Origin of the sequence: Sanyastnella coralliicola (assembly GCF_030845195.1) — a bacterium.
GTDB lineage: Bacteria > Bacteroidota > Bacteroidia > Flavobacteriales_D > Sanyastnellaceae > Sanyastnella > Sanyastnella coralliicola.
This window is the reverse complement of the sequence record NZ_CP132543.1, coordinates 2,752,861-2,772,600: the sequence shown is the minus strand read 5'-3', so window position 1 is coordinate 2,772,600 and position 19,740 is coordinate 2,752,861. Positions and strand designations below refer to the sequence as shown.

Genomic DNA, 19,740 nt, shown 5'->3' with positions numbered 1-19,740 from the left:
AAAGGAATGTAAATCTTCTGAGAGGTCTGAAAAGTGGGCAGTTGACACCTGCAATTACAGGACTTTCAGCTTCGCAAATTTGAGTAATAATTGTTTCTGACCGGCCTTCGGAAAGAACACAATCGCCTTAATGTTGGGTGCATCGCCTTCCAATTTCAAGACTTTTCCTTTCCCAAATCGCGCGTGTTCTACTTCTGCTCCAGGTACAATTCCTTCGGTATCGATCGGTTCAGATGAAGTATTCGTTTGGGATACTCTTGTCTTGCCCTGTGTATTTGAAGGCATGGGTTTATAGAAGCGCTGTCGCGCGGAAGCGAAATTACCTCCTCCGAACGGTTCAGGTCTGCGTGCGCTGACGGCCGCCAAGTGAACGTATCGAGGGTCGATCTCTTCAATAAAGCGTGATTCTTCACATTGAGAAAGCTGTCCCCAGCGATAACGGGTAATCGCGTAGGTCAATGTTGCTTGTTTGCGAGCACGCGTGAGCGCTACGTAAAATAGCCTGCGTTCCTCTTCAAGTTCATCGCGCGAGTTCAATGCCAGCTGACTAGGGAATAGGTTTTCTTCGAGCCCAACTACGAATACGTAATCAAACTCTAGTCCTTTCGATGCGTGAATGGTCATCATGTTGACCTTATTATCATCATCGTCTTGCTTGTCAGCATCAGTTAACAATGCCACATCCACAAGGAAGTCGGCCATGGTTCTGATCGCATCCGGATCGGTTGGATCCGTTTGATCAGAGAACTCCTTCATACCGTTCAGGAGTTCCTGAATGTTTTCATAGCGGGCAACACCTTCTGGTGTTTTATCTGAATACAACTCACGCATGAGGCCGGTGCTATCAGCAATATGTTGACCGAGGTCGAAAGCGCTCTTGGTCTCAATTTGAGCAGCGAAGCTTTCGATCATGGTGGCGAAGTTGCGCAGCTTACCTTGGGTAGCTCCGTTGATTTCAGAAGGGTATTCGTGAGGATTCTGGATGACTTTCCAAATCGGCACCTTGTGATTTGACGCCGCGATGGTGAGTCTTTCCATGGTGGTTTTACCAATTCCACGCGCAGGATAGTTCACCACTCTTTTGAGTGCTTCATCATCAGCGTGATTGGCAGTCAAGCGGTAGTATGCTAAGAGGTCTTTGATCTCTTTGCGTTGGTAGAATGAAAGACCTCCGTATATACGGTATGGGATGTTGAGTTTGCGCAAAGATTCCTCGAATGAACGCGACTGGCTATTCGTGCGGTAGAGAATGGCGAACTCCTTGTTCTCAACCTGAAGGTTATTTCGGGTCTCGAAAATGCGTTCAGCTACGAATCGTCCTTCGTCACCATCTGACATAGAACGATGCACCGAGATCACATCTCCCTGATCGTTGTCAGTCCAAACCGTCTTCTTGATCTGGTTCTTGTTCTTCTCAATCACCGAGTTGGCTGCGTTCACAATGACCTTCGTCGAGCGATAGTTCTGCTCGAGTTTGTACATAGCAAAGTCAGGGTAGTCTCGTTTGAAGTTGAGGATGTTCCCAATATCGGCACCTCGGAAGCTGTAGATTGACTGGGCGTCGTCACCCACGACACATACATTGTGGTGAACCGCACCCAGTTGTTTAATGATGAGGTACTGAGCGAAGTTGGTATCCTGGTACTCATCTACAAGGATGAACTGGAATTTGTGTTGGTAACGATGTAAGATGTCTGGATGATCACGCATTAAGACATTGGTCTTATATAATAGGTCATCGAAATCCATGGCTCCGGCGCGGTAGCATCGTTCGGCATACGCCGCATAGATGTCTGCCATTTTTGGTCGGCCTGCCTGGTGATCTTCAGACATCACTTCGGTATTCGCTCGGTATTCAGCCGGACCAATCAAGTTGTTCTTTGCTGCGGAGATTCGTCCGTAGACTGTAGCAGGCTTATACACCTTATCATCAAGGTTCATCGATTTGATGACGTCCTTAATTACCGAACGACTGTCTTGCGTGTCGTAGATGGTGAAGTTCCTCGGGTAGTTGATACGATCGGCTTCCATTCGGAGGATGCGAGCAAATACGGAGTGGAAGGTTCCCATCCAGATGTTTGCTGCTTCTTTGTCGCCGATGATTTTGCTGATACGCTCTTTCATCTCGCGAGCTGCCTTATTCGTAAAGGTCAGTGCGAGGATTGAGAAGGGGTCAACGCCCATATTAATCAGGTGAGCGATGCGGTAGGTGAGGACACGTGTTTTCCCAGACCCAGCTCCGGCGATAACCATGAGTGGCCCGTCTACGTGTTCTACTGCTTTACGTTGTTCTTGATTTAATTGCTCGAGGTACTCCACTACACAAAGGTAAGAATGGTTCTGAGGCAGAGGAGCGGTAGGAGAGGTCAATTTATAGATGTGTGGATAAGTTATATGGTCGTACCTTTGTGCGTTGATTCTATCTAGGCTCACTCTTCGTCTGAAGAAAGTTGAAATTTATGTGAGCTAACCCCTTGGATTTCGAGATAATACTCGTACATTTGCACCCCCAAAAAAAGCTGGGGAAGATTTTTTTGTTGAAAAATTTTTGAAAGAAAACACGCAATATGCCGACCATACAACAACTCATCCGTAAGGGGCGCGTAAGCAAGGTAAAGCCTAGCAAATCAGCGGCTTTGAACTCTTGCCCGCAGCGTCGTGGGGTTTGTGTTCGTGTGTACACGACTACACCTAAGAAGCCAAACTCAGCGATGCGAAAAGTAGCACGTGTACGCCTTACCAATGGAAATGAGGTGAACGCTTACATCGGTGGAGAAGGACACAATCTTCAGGAGCACTCAATCGTGCTTGTACGTGGAGGACGTGTAAAGGATCTACCAGGTGTACGATACCACATCGTACGAGGAGCACTCGATACCGCAGGTGTTGAGGGTCGAAATCAGCGTCGTTCAAAATATGGGACAAAGCGTCCTAAAAAGAAATAAGCTCTCATCTAGCGCGTCATGAGAAGAAGAACAGCAAAACGGATGCCCGTACTACCAGATCCTCGTTTCAACGATGAGATGGTGACAAAGTTTGTAAACAACCTTATGCTTGAAGGTAAGAAGAGTGTAGCTCTAACGATCTTCTACAATGCAATTGATAAGGTTAGTGAGAAAACCGGAGAAGAAGGACTAGAGGTTTGGAAGAAAGCAGTAGTCAATGTGACTCCAGCAGTAGAGGTGCGTAGTCGCCGAGTTGGTGGTGCTACATTCCAGATTCCTCAGCCAATCCGTGATAGCCGTAAGCTATCATTGGGGATGAAGTGGTTGATTGGTTTCGCTCGCAAGCGCAATGAGAAGACAATGGCAGATCGCCTTGCTGCAGAGATTATGGCAGCAGCCAAGGAAGAAGGTGCAACATTTAAGAAGAAGGAAGATACTCACCGTATGGCTGAGGCGAACAAAGCCTTCTCACATTTCCGTTTCTAACGCATTCACGATAAGAAGATGGCTAAAAGAGATCTAAACTATACTCGGAACATCGGTATCATGGCACACATTGATGCTGGTAAGACAACAACGACCGAGCGTATTCTTTACTACACAGGTATCTCTCACAAGATCGGAGAGGTGCACGATGGTGCTGCAACCATGGACTGGATGGAGCAGGAGCAGGAGCGTGGTATTACTATTACCTCAGCTGCTACTACTTGTTTCTGGAACTACCGTGGGTCTGAGTACCGTATGAACATCATCGATACCCCAGGACACGTTGACTTTACTGTAGAGGTAGAGCGTTCATTGCGTGTACTTGATGGTGCGGTAGCATTGTTCTGTGCAGTAGGTGGTGTAGAGCCACAGTCTGAGACTGTATGGCGTCAGGCTGACAAGTACAATGTTCCTCGTCTAGGATTCGTGAATAAGATGGACCGTTCAGGTGCAGACTTCTTCAACGTAGTAGAGCAAGTTCGTGAGCGTCTTGGAGGTAACCCAATTCCATTGCAGGTGCCAATCGGTGCTGAAGATAGCTTCAAAGGTGTGGTTGACTTGATCAACAACCGTGCGATCGTTTGGAACGAGGAAGACAAAGGAATGACGTTTAACGAAGTGCCTATCCCTGAAGACATCGCTGATGTTGTTGAAGAGTGGCGTGAGAAATTGGTAGAGGCAGCTGCAGAGCAGGATGACTCACTAATGGAAAAGTACTTCGAAGATCCAGATAGCATCACAGAAGCAGAAATGCTTTCAGCGCTTCGTAAAGCGACAATTGCGATGCAGATTACTCCTATGATGTGTGGTTCAGCATTCAAGAACAAAGGTGTTCAGACAATGCTTGACGCTGTGATGGAATTCCTTCCTTCACCATACGACGTAGGTGCGATCACGGGTACAAACCCAGATACAGAAGAAGAAGAGCAGCGTAATCCTGATCCAGACGAGCCGTTTGCTGGTTTGGCGTTCAAGATCGCGACTGACCCATTCGTAGGACGTCTTTGTTTCGTTCGTGCATACTCTGGTAAGCTTCCTGCAGGTAGCTACGTGAAGAACACTCGTTCTGACAAGAAAGAGCGTATTTCTCGTCTATTCCAGATGCACTCAAATAAGCAGAATCAGATCGACGAGCTAGAAGCTGGTGATATCGGTGCTGCAGTTGGATTCAAGGATATCCGTACAGGTGATACACTTTGTTCAGAAGGTTCTCCAATCGTACTTGAGTCAATGTCATTCCCTGATCCGGTAATTGGTATCGCGATCGAGCCTAAGACGCAGGCTGACCTTGACAAGCTTGGAGTCGCTTTGAACAAACTATCAGAGGAGGATCCAACCTTTACAGTGAAAACTGACGAAGACAGTGGTCAAACAGTAATCTCAGGAATGGGTGAGCTTCACCTAGAGATTATCATCGACCGTCTGAAGCGTGAGTTCAAGGTAGAGTGTAACCAAGGTCGTCCTCAGGTTTCTTACAAAGAAGCTATTACAGGATCAACTGATCACCGCGAGACGTACAAGAAGCAGTCTGGTGGACGTGGTAAGTTCGCAGACATCGTGGTTAAGATTGGTCCTAATGAAGATCAAGAAAACCCTGGATTGAAGTTCATCAATAACATCAAAGGTGGTAACGTTCCTCGTGAATTCATCCCTTCAGTGGAGAAAGGATTCAAGGATTCGATGGTCAATGGTGTTCTTGCAGGCTTCCCAATGGACTCAATGACTGTAGAGTTGAACGATGGTTCATTCCACGCAGTCGATTCAGATAGCCTTTCATTTGAGCTTTGTGCGAAGATGGCATACCGTGAGGCAGTTAAGCACTGTTCTCCGATCATCCTCGAGCCAATGATGAAGCTTGAAGTGGTTACTCCTGAAGAGAACATGGGTGACGTGATCGGTGACTTGAACAAGCGTCGTGCGCTTATTGAAGGAACTGATGAGCGTTCTGGTGCAACTGTAGTGAAGGCGAAAGTGCCTTTGAGCGAAATGTTCGGTTACGTAACTGACCTTCGTACGATCACTTCAGGACGTGCTAGTTCAACAATGGAATTCTCACACTACAGTGCCGCTCCTAGCAACGTGCAAGAAGCAGTAATTGCAGAAGTACGCGGTAAGGAAACAGCATAATTGTAAAGACAATGGCGCAGAAGATTCGCATCAAATTAAAGTCGTACGATCACAACCTAGTAGACAAGTCTGCTGAAAAGATCGTTAAGACTGTAAAATCAACAGGAGCTGTGATCAGTGGACCAATTCCACTGCCGACACACCGTCGCATTTACACAGTTCTTCGTTCACCACACGTGAATAAGAAATCACGTGAGCAGTTCGAGCTATCAAGCTACAAACGTTTGCTTGATATCTACAGCTCTTCATCGAAGACTGTAGATGCACTAATGCGTCTTGAGCTACCAAGTGGTGTAGAAGTAGAGATTAAAGTTTAATTAGATAAAGTAGTACCATGCCAGGACTCATAGGGAAAAAGATTGGTATGACCAGCATCTACGATGCCTCTGGGAAAAATGTCCCATGCACAATTTTGGAAGTTGGTCCTTGTGTCGTGACGCAAGTCAAGACCCTGGAGAAAGACGGTTACGAAGCTGTTCAGCTCGGATGGGGTGATAAAGCTGATCACCGCACGTCAAAGCCAATGAAGGGTCACTTCGACAAAGCCGGAGTGTCACCAAAGAAAAGAATGGTTGAATTCACAGGATTCGACCGTGAGCTTAAAGCGGGAGACGAGCTGAAAGCTGACGAAGTATTTAACGAAGGCGATTTTGTATTTGTGATCGGCCGCAGTAAGGGTAAAGGATTCCAGGGTGTTGTTAAGCGCCACGGATTTGCCGGAGTTGGTCAGGCGACACATGGTCAGCACAACCGCCTACGTGCACCCGGTTCGATTGGTGCGGCTTCTGATCCAGCACGTGTATTCAAGGGAATGCGCATGGCAGGTCAGACAGGAAATAAGCGTGTCACAGTGGAGAACCTTCAAGTAATGAAGGTGATGCCAGAAGAGGGATTGATGGTCGTTAAAGGCGCTGTCCCAGGACACAAAGGTTCAACCCTTGTAATTCGCAAGTAAGATGGAAGTTACGGTACATAGCACAGACGGAAAGGCTACTTCGAAGAAAGTAACCCTTGACAGTGAGGTATTCGGAATCGAGCCGAACGACCATGCGATCTACCTAGACGTGAAGGCCTTCATGGCAGCACAGCGTCAGGGAACGCACAAGGCAAAAGAACGTGGAGAGATCAAAGGATCTACGCGTAAGATCAAGCGTCAGAAAGGTACTGGTACAGCACGTGCCGGTAGCATCAAGAACCCATTGTTCCGCGGTGGTGGTCGCGTATTCGGACCTCGTCCACGTACGTACAACCAGAAAGTGAACAAGAAGGTGAAGCAACTAGCTCGTAAGTCAGCACTAACATACAAGGCGCGTGAGAACGCGATCATGGTAGTAGACAAGATCGAGATGGAAGCTCCTAAGACAAAAGCATTCCAGTCAGTTATGGATGGCTTGAAAGTAGGAGATGTGAAGACACTTGTTGTCACACCTGATTACAACAACAATGTATACATGTCATCACGCAACCTAGCGAAGCACAATGTGCGCGCTGCGTCAGACTTGAATACATACGATATCATGAATTGTAAGAACGTGATCTTCGTGGGCAATGCACACGAGCTCGTACAGGATCAACTTAAATAATTACGACGATGAAAAATGTACTTATTAAGCCATTGATCACTGAGAAGCTTACAGCAGATGCTGAGAAGTATAACCGCTACGGTTTCATCGTAGATCAAGGTTCGAACAAGATCGAGATCAAGAAGGCAGTGGAATCATCTTACGGAGTGAAGGTAACAGCAGTGCGTACTATCAATGTTGATGGTAAGAAGCGCTCACGTTACACGAAAGCTGGGATGGTCACTGGAAGAACGAATTCATACAAGAAAGCGATTGTACAGCTTGCAGAAGGTGACATGATCGATTTCTACGATAACATTTAATAGGAGGAATTAGGATGGCACTACGTAAGCTAAAACCAATAACTCCAGGGCAACGTCACAAAGTGATCAGTTCATTTGACGACGTTACTACTGACAAGCCATACAAGCCGCTTCTTGCACCAATCAAGAAGTCAGGTGGTCGTAACAACACTGGTAAGATGACGATGCGCTACCGCGGAGGTGGTCACAAGCGTCGCTACCGTATCATCGATTTCAAACGCGATAAGCAGGATGTACCTGCGATCGTTCAGACAATCGAGTACGATCCAAACCGTTCAGCACGTATTGCGCTTGTAGAGTACAAAGACGGAGAGAAGCGCTACATCGTGGCTCCTGAAGGTCTAAAAGTTGGTCAAGAGATCAGCAGCGGACGCGGGATCCAGCCAGAGGTAGGAAACGCAATGTACCTGTCAGATATTCCATTGGGTACGGTGATTCACAACATCGAGTTGTACCCAGGGAAAGGAGGAATCCTTGCACGCAGCGCAGGAAGCTACGCACAGCTGAATGCTCGTGATAAAAAGTACGCGATCGTTAAACTTCCTTCAGGGGAAACACGCATGATCTTACAGACATGTATGGCAACGATCGGGTCAGTGTCTAATTCGGAGCATAACCTTCAGGTTTCCGGTAAAGCAGGTCGCTCACGCTGGCTTGGACGTCGCCCACGTGTACGTGGTGTGGCTATGAACCCGGTAGATCACCCAATGGGTGGTGGTGAAGGTCGCCAGTCTGGAGGTCACCCACGCAGCCGTAACGGTATGCCAGCGAAGGGTTACAAGACTCGTCGTCCGAAGAAGCACTCGAATAAGTTGATTATTGAACGTCGTAAGAAATAAGATTAACGATGGCTCGCTCATTAAAGAAACCCCCATTCGTACACTACAAGCTGGTACAGCGTGTAGAAGAAGCGCAATCTTCAGGTAAGAAGTCTGTGATCAAGACATGGTCTCGTGCTAGTACGATCACACCAGATTTCGTTGGACTAACGATTGCAGTACACAACGGGCGTCAGTTTATCCCTGTATACGTTACAGAGAACATGGTAGGACACAAGCTTGGAGAGTTCTCTCCGACACGTACTTTCCGTGGACACGGCGGTAACAAGAAGGATAAGGGTAGACGTTAATCCATTACGACAAAGACAGTACTCATGGGTAAGAGAAAACACTTGATGGCAGAGAGGCTTAAGGAAGAGCGCAAGAACGTTGCGTTCGCGAAGCTGAACAACTGCCCTACATCACCCCGTAAGATGCGAATCGTAGCAGATACGATCCGTGGTAAAGATGTATTCCACGCGCTGAACATTTTGAAGTTCAGCAAGCAGGATGCGTCGAACCGCCTCGAGAAGTTGCTTCGTAGCGCTATTGCGAACTGGGAAGCAAAGAACGAAGGAGATCGTCCTGAGGAAGCGAATCTTGTTGTAAGCGAGATCCGTGTAGACAGTGCACGTATGCTGAAGCGTCTTCGCCCAGCACCACAGGGACGAGCGCACCGCATTCGCAAGCGTTCGAACCACGTAACTATTATTGTAGATAGCGCCAAATAAGAATTAGAAATGGGACAGAAGACCAATCCAATAGGTAATCGTCTAGGGTTCATCCGCGGATGGGACTCAAACTGGTACGGAGGTAACAATTACGCAGATAAGATCGAAGAAGATGATCGTATCCGTCGTTACCTAAACGCACGTCTGCGTAAGGCTAGCGTTTCTAAGATCATTATTGAGCGCACACTGAAGCTCGTTACTGTGACAATCCAGACAGCTCGTCCGGGTGTGATCATCGGTAAAGGAGGATCAGAAGTAGATAAGCTAAAAGAAGAGTTGAAGAAACTAACTGGAAAGGAAGTTCAAATCAACATCTTCGAGATCAAGCGCCCAGAATTGGATGCGAAGCTAGTAGCTGACAGCATTGCTCGTCAGATCGAAGCACGTATCTCTTTCCGTCGTGCGATCAAGATGGCAGTTGCCGGTACTATGCGTATGGGAGCGGAAGGGATCAAAGTAACGATCTCTGGACGTTTGAACGGGGCAGAGATGGCGCGTACAGAGACATACATGGACGGACGTGTGCCACTACACACATTCCGTGCAGATATCGATTACGCATTGTCTGAAGCACACACGACATACGGTCGTATCGGAATTAAAGTATGGATCTGTCGTGGGGAGGTTTACGGTAAGCGTGACCTAAGCCCAACAGCAGGAATGAAAAATAAGCGAGGCGGTGCCGGAGGTTCAGGCGATCAGCAGGGACGTCGTCGTCGTCGTAAGTAAAATTGATAAAGTAAGGAACGATGTTACAGCCGAAAAGGACAAAATTCCGCAAAATGCAGAAGGGCCGCATTCGTGGAATGGCGCAGCGCGGTTCTACGATTGCATTCGGATCGTTTGCGATCAAGTCAACAGACGAAGGCTTCATAACCTCTCGTCAGATCGAGTCAGCACGTATTGCATTGACACGTTACATGAAGCGTGAAGGTAAAGTGTGGATCCGCATCTTCCCAGACAAACCAATTACGTCGAAGCCGGCTGAGGTACGTATGGGTAAAGGTAAGGGTGCTCCTAGCCACTGGGTAGCAGTGGTAAAGCCTGGACGTATCATGTTTGAGATCGACGGTGTGCCGTTGGCAGTTGCACAAGAAGGTCTGCGTCTAGCAGCACAAAAACTTCCAGTGCGCACCAAGTTCGTTGTTCGTCCTGATTACACAGAATAATCCGCGTAAAGATGAAGATGGAAGAAATCAAACAGCTCTCAGACTTGGATCTAGCAGAACGCATCCAGGTGGCTCGCGAAGAATTGAGCAAGCTGCGTTTCAATCACTCAATTGCTGGGTTGGAAGACGCGAATATTCTGAGTTCAAAGAAAAAAGACATTGCACGCCTCCTAACTGAGCTAAGCGCTCGCAAGAAGGCCTAAAGTATAAGTTATGGAGACTCGTAATCTTAGAAAAGAGCGTATCGGCGTGGTGACTTCTAACAAGATGGAGAAGTCAATCGTAGTAAGCGTTGAGCGTAAGATGAAGCATGCCAAGTATGGTAAGTTCATCAAGTCTACGAAGAAGTTTGTTGCACACGACGAAGGTCAAGAGTGTAACATTGGAGATAAGGTAAAAATTATGGAGACCCGTCCTATCAGCAAAAACAAGCGCTGGAGACTGGTTGAGATCATGGAGCGCGCGAAGTAATCCAGATCATTAACAAATAGAACGATGATACAACAAGAAAGCCGAATGAAAGTAGCTGATAACAGCGGTGCGAAAGAAGCGCTGTGTATCAGAGTGCTTGGCGGAACTCGCCGCCGCTATGCGAGTATTGGCGATAAGATCGTTGTGACCGTAAAAGATGCAAGCCCTTCTGGGAACGTAAAGAAGGGAACTGTTTCTAAAGCTGTTGTCGTTCGCACACGTAAAGAAGTGCGTCGCGCAGACGGAAGCTATATCCGCTTCGATGATAACGCAGTGGTTCTTCTGAACCAGGCTGGTGAGATGAGAGGTACTCGTATTTTCGGACCTGTCGCTCGTGAGCTTCGTGAGAAGAGTTACATGAAGATTGTTTCACTGGCACCAGAGGTGTTGTAATTGATTGATCATGGACAAGCGTCATAAAGTAAAAAAGGGTGACCAAGTGAAGGTTCTTGCTGGAGAGCACAAAGGCAAGGAAGGCACTGTTAAAGAAGTGATCAAAGCAAAAGATCGCGTTGTGATCGAAGGAGTGAATATGATCACTCGTCACGTTAAACCAAGTGCAACCAACCCACAAGGTGGTGTGATCGAGCGTGAAGCTGGAATCCACATCTCAAATGTGATGGTTATTGATAATCAGGGTAACGCAACTCGTGTTGGACGTCGTCGTGCTGACAACGGAAAGCTCGTTCGCTACTCTAAAAAGTCAAATGAGGAGATTAAGTGATGAGCTACACACCTAGACTACAAAAGCTGTATAAAGACGAGGTCATTAAGCAGTTGACTGACCAGTTCGAGTACAAGACTCCTATGCAGGTTCCTAAGATCATGAAGGTCTGTTTGAACCAAGGTCTTGGAAAGGCTGTGGCAGATAAGAAAATGGTTGATATCGCGGTTGAAGAGATGTCTCAGATCGCAGGTCAACGCGCAGTACCAACGTACTCGACGAAAGATATTTCCAACTTCAAACTCCGTAAAGGAATGCCAATCGGTGCACGCGTAACACTACGTCGTGAGCAGATGTACGAATTCCTAGATCGTTTGATCGCGGTTTCCCTACCACGTACTCGTGACTTCCAGGGAATTCGTCCAAAAGGATTCGACGGACGTGGGAACTTCACTTTCGGAATTAAAGAACAGATCATCTTCCCGGAGATTGATATTGATAAAACTAAGTACATCAACGGAATGGACATTACGATCGTAACATCTGCTAACACAGATGAGGAAGCAAAAGCTTTGCTTTCAGCGTTCGGTTTCCCATTCTCAAAGAACTAGGGTATGGCTAAGGAATCAATGAAAGCCCGTGAGCGTAAGCGTCAGAAGCTTGTTGCTCGTTACGCAGAGAAACGCGCAGCTTTGAAAGAAGCTGGTGATTGGGATGCGCTACAGAAGCTACCTAAGAACTCATCTTACGTACGTCTTCGCAATCGTTGCAGCCTAACAGGCCGCCCTCGTGGATACATGCGTCAATTCGGAATCTCACGTGTGACTTTCCGTAAAATGGCAAACTCAGGAATGATCCCTGGGGTAAAGAAAGCAAGCTGGTAATCAAGAGAAGCAAGAGTTATGTACACAGATCCAATCGCAGATTACTTAACGCGCATTCGTAACGCACAAATGGCGCGTCATAAAGTGGTTGAAATTCCTGCTTCTAACTTGAAGAAGGAAATGACCAAGATCCTCTTTGATAAAGGATACATCCTAAACTACAAGTTCATGGATGACGAAGTTCAAGGAAAGATCAAGATCGCTTTGAAATACCACCCGAAAACTAAGCGTCCAGCAATTACTGAGATCCAGCGCGTATCTAAGCCTGGTCTTCGTAAGTACGCAGGGGCTGATGGCCTTCCTCGCGTTTTGAACGGACTAGGAATTTCGATCCTCTCTACTTCACGTGGCGTGATCACTGACAAAGAAGCTCGTAAGCTGAATGTCGGAGGAGAGGTGCTATGCTATGTTTATTAATTAGAAGAAGCTACTAAGATGTCACGTGTAGGAAAAGCACCTGTAACTATTAAAGACGGCGTTGAGATTAAAATCGACGACAACAATGTAGTTACGGTAAAAGGACCAAAAGGCGAGTTAACTCAAGAAATTGACCCAGTGATCACACTGAAGGTTGAGGAGGGTGAGCTCACACTAGAGCGTCCAAATGACGATAAAGATATTCGTTCAAAGCACGGTCTTTACCGCGCATTGATCAACAATATGGTGGAAGGTGTAACTCAAGGTTACAAGATCGAACTCGAGCTTGTAGGTGTAGGTTACCGTGCGAAGACTGCTGGTCAACGCCTAGAGCTTGCTCTTGGATACAGCCACCCTATCGTTATGGAATTGGCTCCTGAAGTTAAGGTTGTCGCTGAAACAGTGAAAGGACAAAACCCAATCGTTACTCTTGAGAGTCACGATAAGCAGTTGATCGGACAGGTTGCTGCGAAGATCCGCTCACTACGTAAGCCTGAGCCTTACAAAGGAAAAGGAGTTAGATACAAAGGAGAACACATTCGTCGTAAGGCTGGTAAAGCTGCGGCTAAAAAATAAGAGGTCATGGGACTTTCTAAACGAGAAAAAAGAATCCGCATCAAGACCCGTGTACGCGGGAAGCTTAACGGAACTGCTGAGAAGCCACGTCTTTCAGTTTTCCGTTCAAACAAGCAGATCTACGCTCAGATCATTGATGATACGTCTGGAAAGACATTGGCTGCTGCTTCATCTGTAAAGATGACTGAAGCACAATCAGTGCCTAAAAACGAGCAGGCGACGATGGTTGGAAAAGCAATCGCTGAAGCAGCTAAGTCTGCTGGTGTTGAAACAGTAGTATTCGATCGTAACGGTTACATCTACCACGGTCGTATTCAGAAACTTGCAGAAGCTGCTCGTGAAGGAGGGCTCCAATTCTAAGAATTATGGCAGAGAAATTACGTTCCGTACGCTCGACTGATATTGAGCTTAAAGACCGCCTAGTAGGAATCAACCGTGTTACTAAAGTAACGAAGGGTGGACGTACATTCAGCTTCAGTGCGATCGTTGTCGTAGGTGATGAGAGTGGAGTTGTTGGTCACGGTCTAGGAAAGGCGAAAGAAGTAACAACTGCGATCCAGAAAGGGATCGACGATGCGAAGAAGAACCTAATCAAGGTGCCGCTTATTAAAGGTACGATCCCTCACTCACAGCGTGCTGCTTACGGTGGTGCACGAGTGTTGGTGAAGCCAGCTTCTCCTGGTACAGGAGTAATCGCAGGTGGTGCAATGCGTGCAGTACTTGAGAGTGCAGGTATCAAAAACGTACTTGCAAAGTCTCTAGGTTCGTCAAACCCTCACAACGTAGTGAAGGCAACTTTTACTGCGCTTAGTGAACTTCGTGATGCGTCAGAAATTGCCGATCTTCGCGGAATTTCAGTGAGTAAAGTATTTAACGGATAATACAAGAGTCATGGCAAAAGTGATCATTACTCAAGTACGTAGCACAATCAACCGTCCTAAGCGTCAGAAGGATACTATCAAAGCGCTTGGATTGAAGAAGCTGAACGTACCAGTAGAGAAAGAAGTAACGCCACAGATCATGGGAATGATCAACAAAGTGAGCCACCTTCTTAAAGTTGAACAGAAGTAAGAAAATACATTATCATGGAATTGCATAACCTTAAGCCAGCGCAAGGCTCAGTCAAAAAGCGCAAGCGAGTTGGTCGAGGTGAAGGATCCGGTCACGGAGGAACTTCTACCCGCGGTCACAAAGGAGCTAAATCTCGTTCTGGATACAAGTCTAAGATCGGATTCGAGGGTGGACAGATGCCTCTACAGCGTCGTGTACCTAAGTTCGGATTCAAGAACCGTAACCGCGTTGAATACAAGGGTATCAACGTAGATACGATTCAAGCACTTGTAGACGAGAAAGGTCTTGATACGATCACTCCTGAAATTCTCGTTGAAAACGGTCTAGCTGGAAAGAAAGATCTAGTGAAGATCCTAGGTCGAGGGGAACTAAATGCCAAAGTGAACGTTACAGCACATAAATTCTCTACGTCTGCTCAAAAGGCAATCGAAGAGAAAGGCGGAACAGTAACAACACTTTAATCCTCTACGGCATGAAGAATATTTTCACAAAACTCCAGGACATTTTTAAGCACGAAGAACTTCGTAAGAAGATCTTGATCACGTTCGGATTTATTCTAATCTACCGTGTGGGGTCATTCGTAGTTCTACCAGGTGTAAACTCTGACGTGCTTGCAGCTCAATTGGATTCACTCGGTGGAGGTGGTCTAGGTCAAATCCTAACCCTTTTCACAGGTGGTGCCTTTACCCGAGCTTCAATTTTCGCCTTGGGAATCATGCCGTACATCTCGGCTTCGATCATTATCCAGCTCCTTTCTATCGCAGTACCTTCTGTACAGAAACTGCAGCGTGAAGGAGAAAGTGGACGTAAGAAGATCAGCCAGTGGACGCGTTTCCTTACTATCGCTATTACATTGGTACAAGCACCAGGTTACCTAGCTTCTTCTGTAGCTAGTGTTCCAGGAGCAGTACCTCAAGCAGATAGCTTCTGGTGGTTCTCTTCTGTAACGATCCTTACTGCATCAACACTGTTGATCATGTGGCTAGGTGAGAAGATTACTGACAAGGGTATCGGTAACGGTATTTCTCTACTTATCATGGTAGGTATCATCGCTACATTCCCTCAAGCTATTCTTCAAGAATTCTTGCTTGATGACGTGAAGTTCTACTTCTTCCTTATTGAGATCGCAGCATTGTTGATCGTGATTGGGGCCTGCGTCGCATTGGTACAAGCGGTTCGCCGTGTACCAGTTCAAATGGCAAAGAATATTCAAACGGGTCCAACACACATGCCATTGGGTGAAGGACAGCGTTCTTACATTCCATTGAAAGTGAACTCTTCTGGTGTAATGCCGATCATCTTCGCTCAAGCGATTATGTTCGTGCCTCTTTACATGCAGCAGACAGAAGCCTTCCAGAGCAACTCTGTTCTTTTAGCGCTTTCTGACTTCAACGGAGTGTGGTACAACCTGATCTTCTTCGTGATGATCGTAGTGTTTACCTACTTCTACACGGCAATTACAGTTCGTCCTAAAGACATGGCGGATGACCTTAAGCGTCAAGGTTCTTTCATTCCTGGAGTGAAGCCTGGACGTGCAACAGCGGACTTTCTTGATGGAGTTTTATCAAGAATTACGCTTCCGGGTTCCATATTCCTAGGATTAATTGCAATTTTGCCGGCCATTGTGTTGAATCTTGGTTTGACACACGCGCAAACATTCTCTTACTTCTTCGGAGGTACGTCGCTGTTGATCATGGTAGGTGTTATCCTTGATACACTACAACAGATCGAGAGTTACCTACTGAGCCGTCACTACGATGGTCTGATGAAGTCAGGAAAATTAAGAGGACGAGAAAACTCTCCGGTGAATACTGGAGCAGCATCGTTTTAATATATGGGAGGTCGTAAGATCTACTACAAGACCGAGGAGGAAATTGACCTCATTCGGGAAAGTTCTTTACTTGTTGGAAAGACCTTAGCTGAAGTGGCGAAACACATCAAACCTGGTGTGACAACCCTACAGCTTGATAAAGTCGCAGAAGAGTGCATCAGAGACAATGGTGGTGAGCCAGGGTTTCTTGGATACGGAGGATTTCCGAATTCACTGTGTACTTCTGTTAATGATCAGGTCGTTCACGGAATTCCAAACGACATTCCGCTTGAAGAAGGAGACATCGTCTCAGTTGATTGCGGAGTGAAGATGAACGGATTCTACGGAGACTCAGCTTATACTTTCGAGATTGGCGAAGTTTCTGAAGACGTGAAACGATTACTTCGAGTAACCAAAGAGTGTCTAGAGATTGGTATTGAATATGCCGTTGCTGGAAACCGAATGGGTGATCTCGGATACGCGATCCAAAAGCACGCCGAAGACAATGGCTTTGGTGTGGTAAGAGAGTTGGTCGGGCACGGACTTGGAAAAGACCTGCACGAGGCACCAGAAGTTCCCAACTATGGGAGACGAGGAAACGGAGTGAAACTTCGTGAAGGACTCGTTCTGGCAATCGAACCGATGATCACTCTTGGAAAACGTCAAGTCAAAACATTAAGTGATGGCTGGACGATCATTACTGCTGATAAATTACCTGCAGCTCACTTCGAACACGATGTTGTCGTTCGAAACGGAAAAGCAGAGGTCTTATCAACGTTTGAACTAGTTGAAGAAGTTTTAGGAATTAAAACAGTTTAATAGAGCATATGGCGAAGCAATCGTCAATAGAACAAGACGGAACAATTATCGAGGCGCTCTCTAACGCAATGTTTAGAGTGGAGCTCGAGAATGGACATGTGATCACGGCTCACATTTCAGGAAAGATGAGAATGCACTACATCAAAATCCTTCCTAGTGACCGAGTGAAAGTAGAAATGTCGCCATATGACCTAACAAAGGGACGAATTACATTCAGATACAAGAAATAAGTTATGAAGGTAAGAGCATCATTAAAGAAACGTTCTGCAGATTGCAAGATCGTTCGTCGTAAAGGACGCCTTTACGTAATTAACAAGAAGAACCCAAAATTCAAGCAGCGTCAGGGGTAACACCTGGAAACGCGCTTTAAAGCTATAAGATATGGCAAGGATTGCTGGAGTCGACCTACCCAAGTACAAGCGAGGAATTATCGGTCTAACGTATATCTACGGGATCGGTAGCAGTCGCGCGAAGCTTGTTCTAGAACAAGCCAACGTAGACCCAAACAAAAAGATTCAAGATTGGAATGATGAAGAGATTGCTGGTATTCGTGCCGCTATCTCTGAAAGCTTCAAAGTTGAAGGGGAATTGCGTTCGGAAACACAAATGAACATCAAGCGATTGATGGACATCGGTTGTTACCGCGGAATTCGTCACCGTGTTGGACTTCCTCTACGTGGGCAGCGCACTAAGAACAACTCACGTACTCGTAAAGGGAAGCGTAAGACAGTTGCGAACAAGAAGAAGGCGGTTAAATAATTAATCGAATTCACTTAAAAAATTTAGTTCGAGTCTCATTGTAGACTGATCACCTGAATACCTTTTATCATGGCCAAAAACGTCAAGAAAAAGAAGAATGTACAAGTGGATGCCACTGGTGAAGCACACATCCGCGCGTCATTCAACAACATCATTATCTCGCTGACGAACAACCAAGGACAAGTTATCTCTTGGTCTTCTGCGGGTAAAATGGGCTTCCGTGGCTCTAAGAAAAACACTCCTTACGCTGCGCAGGTTGCTGCTGAAGATTGCGGAAAGGAAGCGTACGATCTTGGACTACGAAAGATCCGTGTACTAGTTAAAGGTCCAGGTTCTGGCCGCGAATCAGCGATCCGTACCCTGCATAACCTAGGAATCGAAGTAATGGAGATTGTCGATATCACTCCTATTCCTCACAATGGATGTCGCCCACCTAAGCGTCGTCGCGTTTAATAACCAAGAAACCCAAGGCAATGGCAAGATATAGAGGACCCAAATCGAAAATTGCTCGTCGTTTCCGCGAGCCGATCTTCGGACCAGATAAGGCGCTAGAGCGTCGTAACTACCCTCCAGGACAGCACGGCCCAAACCGTCGTCGTAATAAGCAGTCTGAATACTCTGTGCAGCTAGCTGAAAAGCAGAAAGCAAAGCACATGTACGGAATCCTTGAGCGTCAGTTCTCAAACCTATTTAAGAAAGCATCTGCAAAAGATGGTATTACAGGTGAGGTACTACTTCAACTTTGTGAGAGTCGTCTAGACAACACAGTATTCCGTCTAGGAATTGCTCCTACTCGCCGCGGTGCACGCCAGTTGGTAGGTCACCGTCACATCACTGTGAATGGTAATGTAGTGAACATCCCTAGCTACCAACTACGTCCAGGTGACGTAATCGGTGTACGTGAGAAGTCAAAGTCACTACAGGCGATCACTTCATCACTCGCTGCAAACAATCAACGCTTTGACTGGCTTGATTGGAATGCTTCTGATATGACTGGTGCGTTCATCAGTGTTCCGACACGTGAGCAGATCCCAGAAAATATCAAAGAGCAGCTAATCGTCGAATTGTACTCGAAATAATTAACACCCTTCCAATGGCTATTCTCGATTTTCAGAAACCAGATAAAGTCATCCTACTTGAATCAACTGATTTCAAAGGACAGTTCGAATTCCGTCCTCTGGAGCCAGGATTCGGTATCACCATAGGAAACGCACTACGTCGTATCCTACTTTCTTCACTCGAAGGATTCGCTATTACATCTTTTAAGATGGAAGGTGTTGATCACGAGTTCTCTACTGTGAAAGGTATTGTAGAGGATGTAACAGAAATCATCCTTAACCTGAAGCAGGTGCGCTTTAAGCAACAGATCGAAGGAACTGACGCGGAGCGTGTACTTATCAATGTATCTGGACAGGATACCCTTACCGCTGGAGACATCGGTAAATTTACTTCAGCTTTCCAGGTGTTGAACCCTGACCACGTTATCTGTAAAATGGATAGCAAAGTGAAGATCAACATGGAAGTGAACATCGGTAAAGGACGTGGTTACGTTCCTGCTGAAGAAAACAAAGAAGCAAATGCTCCTGTAGGAACAATTGCGATCGATGCGATCTTCACACCGATCCGTAACGTGAAGTACCATATTGAAAACTACCGTGTAGAGCAGAAAACTGACTACGAAAAACTAGTTCTTGATATCGACTGTGACGGATCAATCTCACCGAAAGATGCACTTCAGGAAGCTGCGAAGATCCTGATCCACCACTTCATGCTATTTAGCGATGAGCGTATCACGCTAGAAAGCGAGGAGAAGGCAGAAACTGAAGAGTTCGATGAAACTTCACTTCACATGCGTCAGCTACTGAAGACGAAGCTTGTTGACATGGATCTTTCAGTGCGTGCATTGAACTGTTTGAAAGCAGCAGACATCGAGTCTCTCGGTGATCTTGTTTCTTACAATAAGAATGATCTACTGAAGTTCCGCAACTTCGGTAAGAAGTCGCTCACTGAGTTGGAAGACCTTGTAGAAAGCAAAGGCCTTTCATTCGGAATGAACGTCTCTAAGTATAAATTGGATAAAGAATAACTGAATAGGCGAAAGCTTATTG

General features: G+C 46.3%; 33 protein-coding genes. 32 read left to right on the top strand and 1 reads right to left on the bottom strand.

What is annotated here, in order from left to right; genetic code table 11:
* Positions 1 to 54: 54 nt before the first annotated feature.
* Positions 55 to 2,319 (bottom strand): ATP-dependent helicase, encoded by a 2,265-nt coding sequence (locus tag RA156_RS11580; RefSeq protein ID WP_306640253.1) that lies wholly within the window; start codon positions 2,317 to 2,319, stop codon positions 55 to 57.
* 248 nt (positions 2,320 to 2,567) lie between these two features.
* Between RA156_RS11580 and rpsL the strand changes: the two genes are divergently transcribed.
* The 32 genes from rpsL to RA156_RS11420 all read left to right on the top strand — a co-directional run bounded on the left by rpsL (position 2,568) and on the right by RA156_RS11420 (position 19,718).
* Positions 2,568 to 2,945 carry a 30S ribosomal protein S12 gene (gene rpsL, locus RA156_RS11575; protein WP_306640252.1) on the top strand — a complete coding sequence of 126 codons (378 nt, stop codon included), beginning with the start codon at positions 2,568 to 2,570 and terminating at the stop codon, positions 2,943 to 2,945.
* 18 nt (positions 2,946 to 2,963) lie between these two features.
* Positions 2,964 to 3,431: a 30S ribosomal protein S7 gene (gene rpsG / locus RA156_RS11570; RefSeq protein ID WP_306640251.1), complete on the top strand. Its 468-nt coding sequence runs from the start codon at positions 2,964 to 2,966 to the stop codon at positions 3,429 to 3,431.
* 18 nt (positions 3,432 to 3,449) lie between these two features.
* Positions 3,450 to 5,558 carry an elongation factor G gene (gene fusA / locus RA156_RS11565; protein WP_306640250.1) on the top strand — a complete coding sequence of 703 codons (2,109 nt, stop codon included), beginning with the start codon at positions 3,450 to 3,452 and terminating at the stop codon, positions 5,556 to 5,558.
* Positions 5,559 to 5,569: 11 nt separating this feature from the next.
* Positions 5,570 to 5,875: a 30S ribosomal protein S10 gene (gene rpsJ, locus RA156_RS11560; protein WP_306640249.1), complete on the top strand. Its 306-nt coding sequence runs from the start codon at positions 5,570 to 5,572 to the stop codon at positions 5,873 to 5,875.
* A gap of 17 nt (positions 5,876 to 5,892) precedes the next feature.
* Positions 5,893 to 6,513, top strand: coding sequence for a 50S ribosomal protein L3 (gene rplC / locus RA156_RS11555; RefSeq protein WP_306640248.1), 621 nt, complete (start codon positions 5,893 to 5,895; stop codon positions 6,511 to 6,513).
* A 1-nt stretch (position 6,514) separates the two neighbouring features.
* Complete coding sequence (gene rplD, locus RA156_RS11550; RefSeq protein ID WP_306640247.1) at positions 6,515 to 7,141, top strand: 50S ribosomal protein L4; 627 nt, start codon at positions 6,515 to 6,517, stop codon at positions 7,139 to 7,141.
* Between the two features lie 8 nt (positions 7,142 to 7,149).
* Positions 7,150 to 7,443 (top strand): 50S ribosomal protein L23, encoded by a 294-nt coding sequence (gene rplW / locus RA156_RS11545; RefSeq protein WP_306640246.1) that lies wholly within the window; start codon positions 7,150 to 7,152, stop codon positions 7,441 to 7,443.
* 14 nt (positions 7,444 to 7,457) lie between these two features.
* Positions 7,458 to 8,282 (top strand): 50S ribosomal protein L2, encoded by an 825-nt coding sequence (gene rplB / locus RA156_RS11540; RefSeq protein ID WP_306640245.1) that lies wholly within the window; start codon positions 7,458 to 7,460, stop codon positions 8,280 to 8,282.
* An 8-nt stretch (positions 8,283 to 8,290) separates the two neighbouring features.
* Positions 8,291 to 8,572, top strand: coding sequence for a 30S ribosomal protein S19 (rpsS, locus tag RA156_RS11535; protein WP_306640244.1), 282 nt, complete (start codon positions 8,291 to 8,293; stop codon positions 8,570 to 8,572).
* Positions 8,573 to 8,596: 24 nt separating this feature from the next.
* Positions 8,597 to 8,992 carry a 50S ribosomal protein L22 gene (rplV, locus tag RA156_RS11530; protein WP_434064818.1) on the top strand — a complete coding sequence of 132 codons (396 nt, stop codon included), beginning with the start codon at positions 8,597 to 8,599 and terminating at the stop codon, positions 8,990 to 8,992.
* Between the two features lie 9 nt (positions 8,993 to 9,001).
* On the top strand, positions 9,002 to 9,721 hold the full coding sequence (rpsC, locus tag RA156_RS11525) for a 30S ribosomal protein S3 (protein ID WP_306640243.1): 720 nt from the start codon (positions 9,002 to 9,004) through the stop codon (positions 9,719 to 9,721).
* A 20-nt stretch (positions 9,722 to 9,741) separates the two neighbouring features.
* Positions 9,742 to 10,161, top strand: coding sequence for a 50S ribosomal protein L16 (rplP, locus tag RA156_RS11520; RefSeq protein ID WP_306640242.1), 420 nt, complete (start codon positions 9,742 to 9,744; stop codon positions 10,159 to 10,161).
* An 11-nt stretch (positions 10,162 to 10,172) separates the two neighbouring features.
* A complete protein-coding gene (gene rpmC / locus RA156_RS11515) occupies positions 10,173 to 10,364 on the top strand; it encodes a 50S ribosomal protein L29 (protein WP_306640241.1) in 192 nt (63 codons plus the stop codon).
* Between the two features lie 10 nt (positions 10,365 to 10,374).
* The gene (rpsQ, locus tag RA156_RS11510; RefSeq protein ID WP_306640240.1) at positions 10,375 to 10,632 is read left to right on the top strand and encodes a 30S ribosomal protein S17; all 258 of its coding nucleotides are present in this window, start codon (positions 10,375 to 10,377) and stop codon (positions 10,630 to 10,632) included.
* 24 nt (positions 10,633 to 10,656) lie between these two features.
* Positions 10,657 to 11,025, top strand: coding sequence for a 50S ribosomal protein L14 (gene rplN / locus RA156_RS11505; RefSeq protein WP_306640239.1), 369 nt, complete (start codon positions 10,657 to 10,659; stop codon positions 11,023 to 11,025).
* 10 nt (positions 11,026 to 11,035) lie between these two features.
* Positions 11,036 to 11,356, top strand: a complete 321-nt coding sequence (gene rplX / locus RA156_RS11500) for a 50S ribosomal protein L24 (RefSeq protein WP_306640238.1) — start codon at positions 11,036 to 11,038, stop codon at positions 11,354 to 11,356.
* Complete coding sequence (gene rplE / locus RA156_RS11495; protein ID WP_306640237.1) at positions 11,356 to 11,907, top strand: 50S ribosomal protein L5; 552 nt, start codon at positions 11,356 to 11,358, stop codon at positions 11,905 to 11,907. Before rplX ends, rplE begins: the two co-directional genes overlap by 1 nt.
* Positions 11,908 to 11,910: 3 nt before the next feature.
* Positions 11,911 to 12,180 (top strand): 30S ribosomal protein S14, encoded by a 270-nt coding sequence (gene rpsN / locus RA156_RS11490; protein ID WP_306640236.1) that lies wholly within the window; start codon positions 11,911 to 11,913, stop codon positions 12,178 to 12,180.
* Between the two features lie 18 nt (positions 12,181 to 12,198).
* On the top strand, positions 12,199 to 12,597 hold the full coding sequence (rpsH, locus tag RA156_RS11485) for a 30S ribosomal protein S8 (RefSeq protein ID WP_306640235.1): 399 nt from the start codon (positions 12,199 to 12,201) through the stop codon (positions 12,595 to 12,597).
* A gap of 18 nt (positions 12,598 to 12,615) precedes the next feature.
* Entirely contained in the window at positions 12,616 to 13,173 is a 558-nt protein-coding gene (rplF, locus tag RA156_RS11480) for a 50S ribosomal protein L6 (RefSeq protein ID WP_306640234.1), read from the top strand.
* A 6-nt stretch (positions 13,174 to 13,179) separates the two neighbouring features.
* Positions 13,180 to 13,533, top strand: a complete 354-nt coding sequence (gene rplR, locus RA156_RS11475) for a 50S ribosomal protein L18 (RefSeq protein WP_306640233.1) — start codon at positions 13,180 to 13,182, stop codon at positions 13,531 to 13,533.
* 5 nt (positions 13,534 to 13,538) lie between these two features.
* Entirely contained in the window at positions 13,539 to 14,054 is a 516-nt protein-coding gene (gene rpsE / locus RA156_RS11470; RefSeq protein WP_306640232.1) for a 30S ribosomal protein S5, read from the top strand.
* A 10-nt stretch (positions 14,055 to 14,064) separates the two neighbouring features.
* Positions 14,065 to 14,244: a 50S ribosomal protein L30 gene (gene rpmD, locus RA156_RS11465; protein WP_306640231.1), complete on the top strand. Its 180-nt coding sequence runs from the start codon at positions 14,065 to 14,067 to the stop codon at positions 14,242 to 14,244.
* A gap of 14 nt (positions 14,245 to 14,258) precedes the next feature.
* On the top strand, positions 14,259 to 14,705 hold the full coding sequence (rplO, locus tag RA156_RS11460; RefSeq protein WP_306640230.1) for a 50S ribosomal protein L15: 447 nt from the start codon (positions 14,259 to 14,261) through the stop codon (positions 14,703 to 14,705).
* An 11-nt stretch (positions 14,706 to 14,716) separates the two neighbouring features.
* A complete protein-coding gene (gene secY / locus RA156_RS11455; protein ID WP_306640229.1) occupies positions 14,717 to 16,075 on the top strand; it encodes a preprotein translocase subunit SecY in 1,359 nt (452 codons plus the stop codon).
* A 3-nt stretch (positions 16,076 to 16,078) separates the two neighbouring features.
* Entirely contained in the window at positions 16,079 to 16,873 is a 795-nt protein-coding gene (gene map, locus RA156_RS11450; RefSeq protein ID WP_306640227.1) for a type I methionyl aminopeptidase, read from the top strand.
* An 8-nt stretch (positions 16,874 to 16,881) separates the two neighbouring features.
* Entirely contained in the window at positions 16,882 to 17,103 is a 222-nt protein-coding gene (gene infA, locus RA156_RS11445; protein WP_306640225.1) for a translation initiation factor IF-1, read from the top strand.
* Positions 17,104 to 17,106: 3 nt separating this feature from the next.
* The gene (gene ykgO / locus RA156_RS11440; protein WP_042278928.1) at positions 17,107 to 17,223 is read left to right on the top strand and encodes a type B 50S ribosomal protein L36; all 117 of its coding nucleotides are present in this window, start codon (positions 17,107 to 17,109) and stop codon (positions 17,221 to 17,223) included.
* A 31-nt stretch (positions 17,224 to 17,254) separates the two neighbouring features.
* Complete coding sequence (gene rpsM, locus RA156_RS11435) at positions 17,255 to 17,632, top strand: 30S ribosomal protein S13 (RefSeq protein WP_306640217.1); 378 nt, start codon at positions 17,255 to 17,257, stop codon at positions 17,630 to 17,632.
* Between the two features lie 69 nt (positions 17,633 to 17,701).
* Positions 17,702 to 18,085, top strand: coding sequence for a 30S ribosomal protein S11 (gene rpsK, locus RA156_RS11430; protein ID WP_306640215.1), 384 nt, complete (start codon positions 17,702 to 17,704; stop codon positions 18,083 to 18,085).
* Between the two features lie 20 nt (positions 18,086 to 18,105).
* Positions 18,106 to 18,711: a 30S ribosomal protein S4 gene (rpsD, locus tag RA156_RS11425; RefSeq protein ID WP_306640214.1), complete on the top strand. Its 606-nt coding sequence runs from the start codon at positions 18,106 to 18,108 to the stop codon at positions 18,709 to 18,711.
* A gap of 14 nt (positions 18,712 to 18,725) precedes the next feature.
* Positions 18,726 to 19,718 (top strand): DNA-directed RNA polymerase subunit alpha, encoded by a 993-nt coding sequence (locus tag RA156_RS11420; RefSeq protein ID WP_306640213.1) that lies wholly within the window; start codon positions 18,726 to 18,728, stop codon positions 19,716 to 19,718.
* Positions 19,719 to 19,740: the final 22 nt, after the last annotated feature.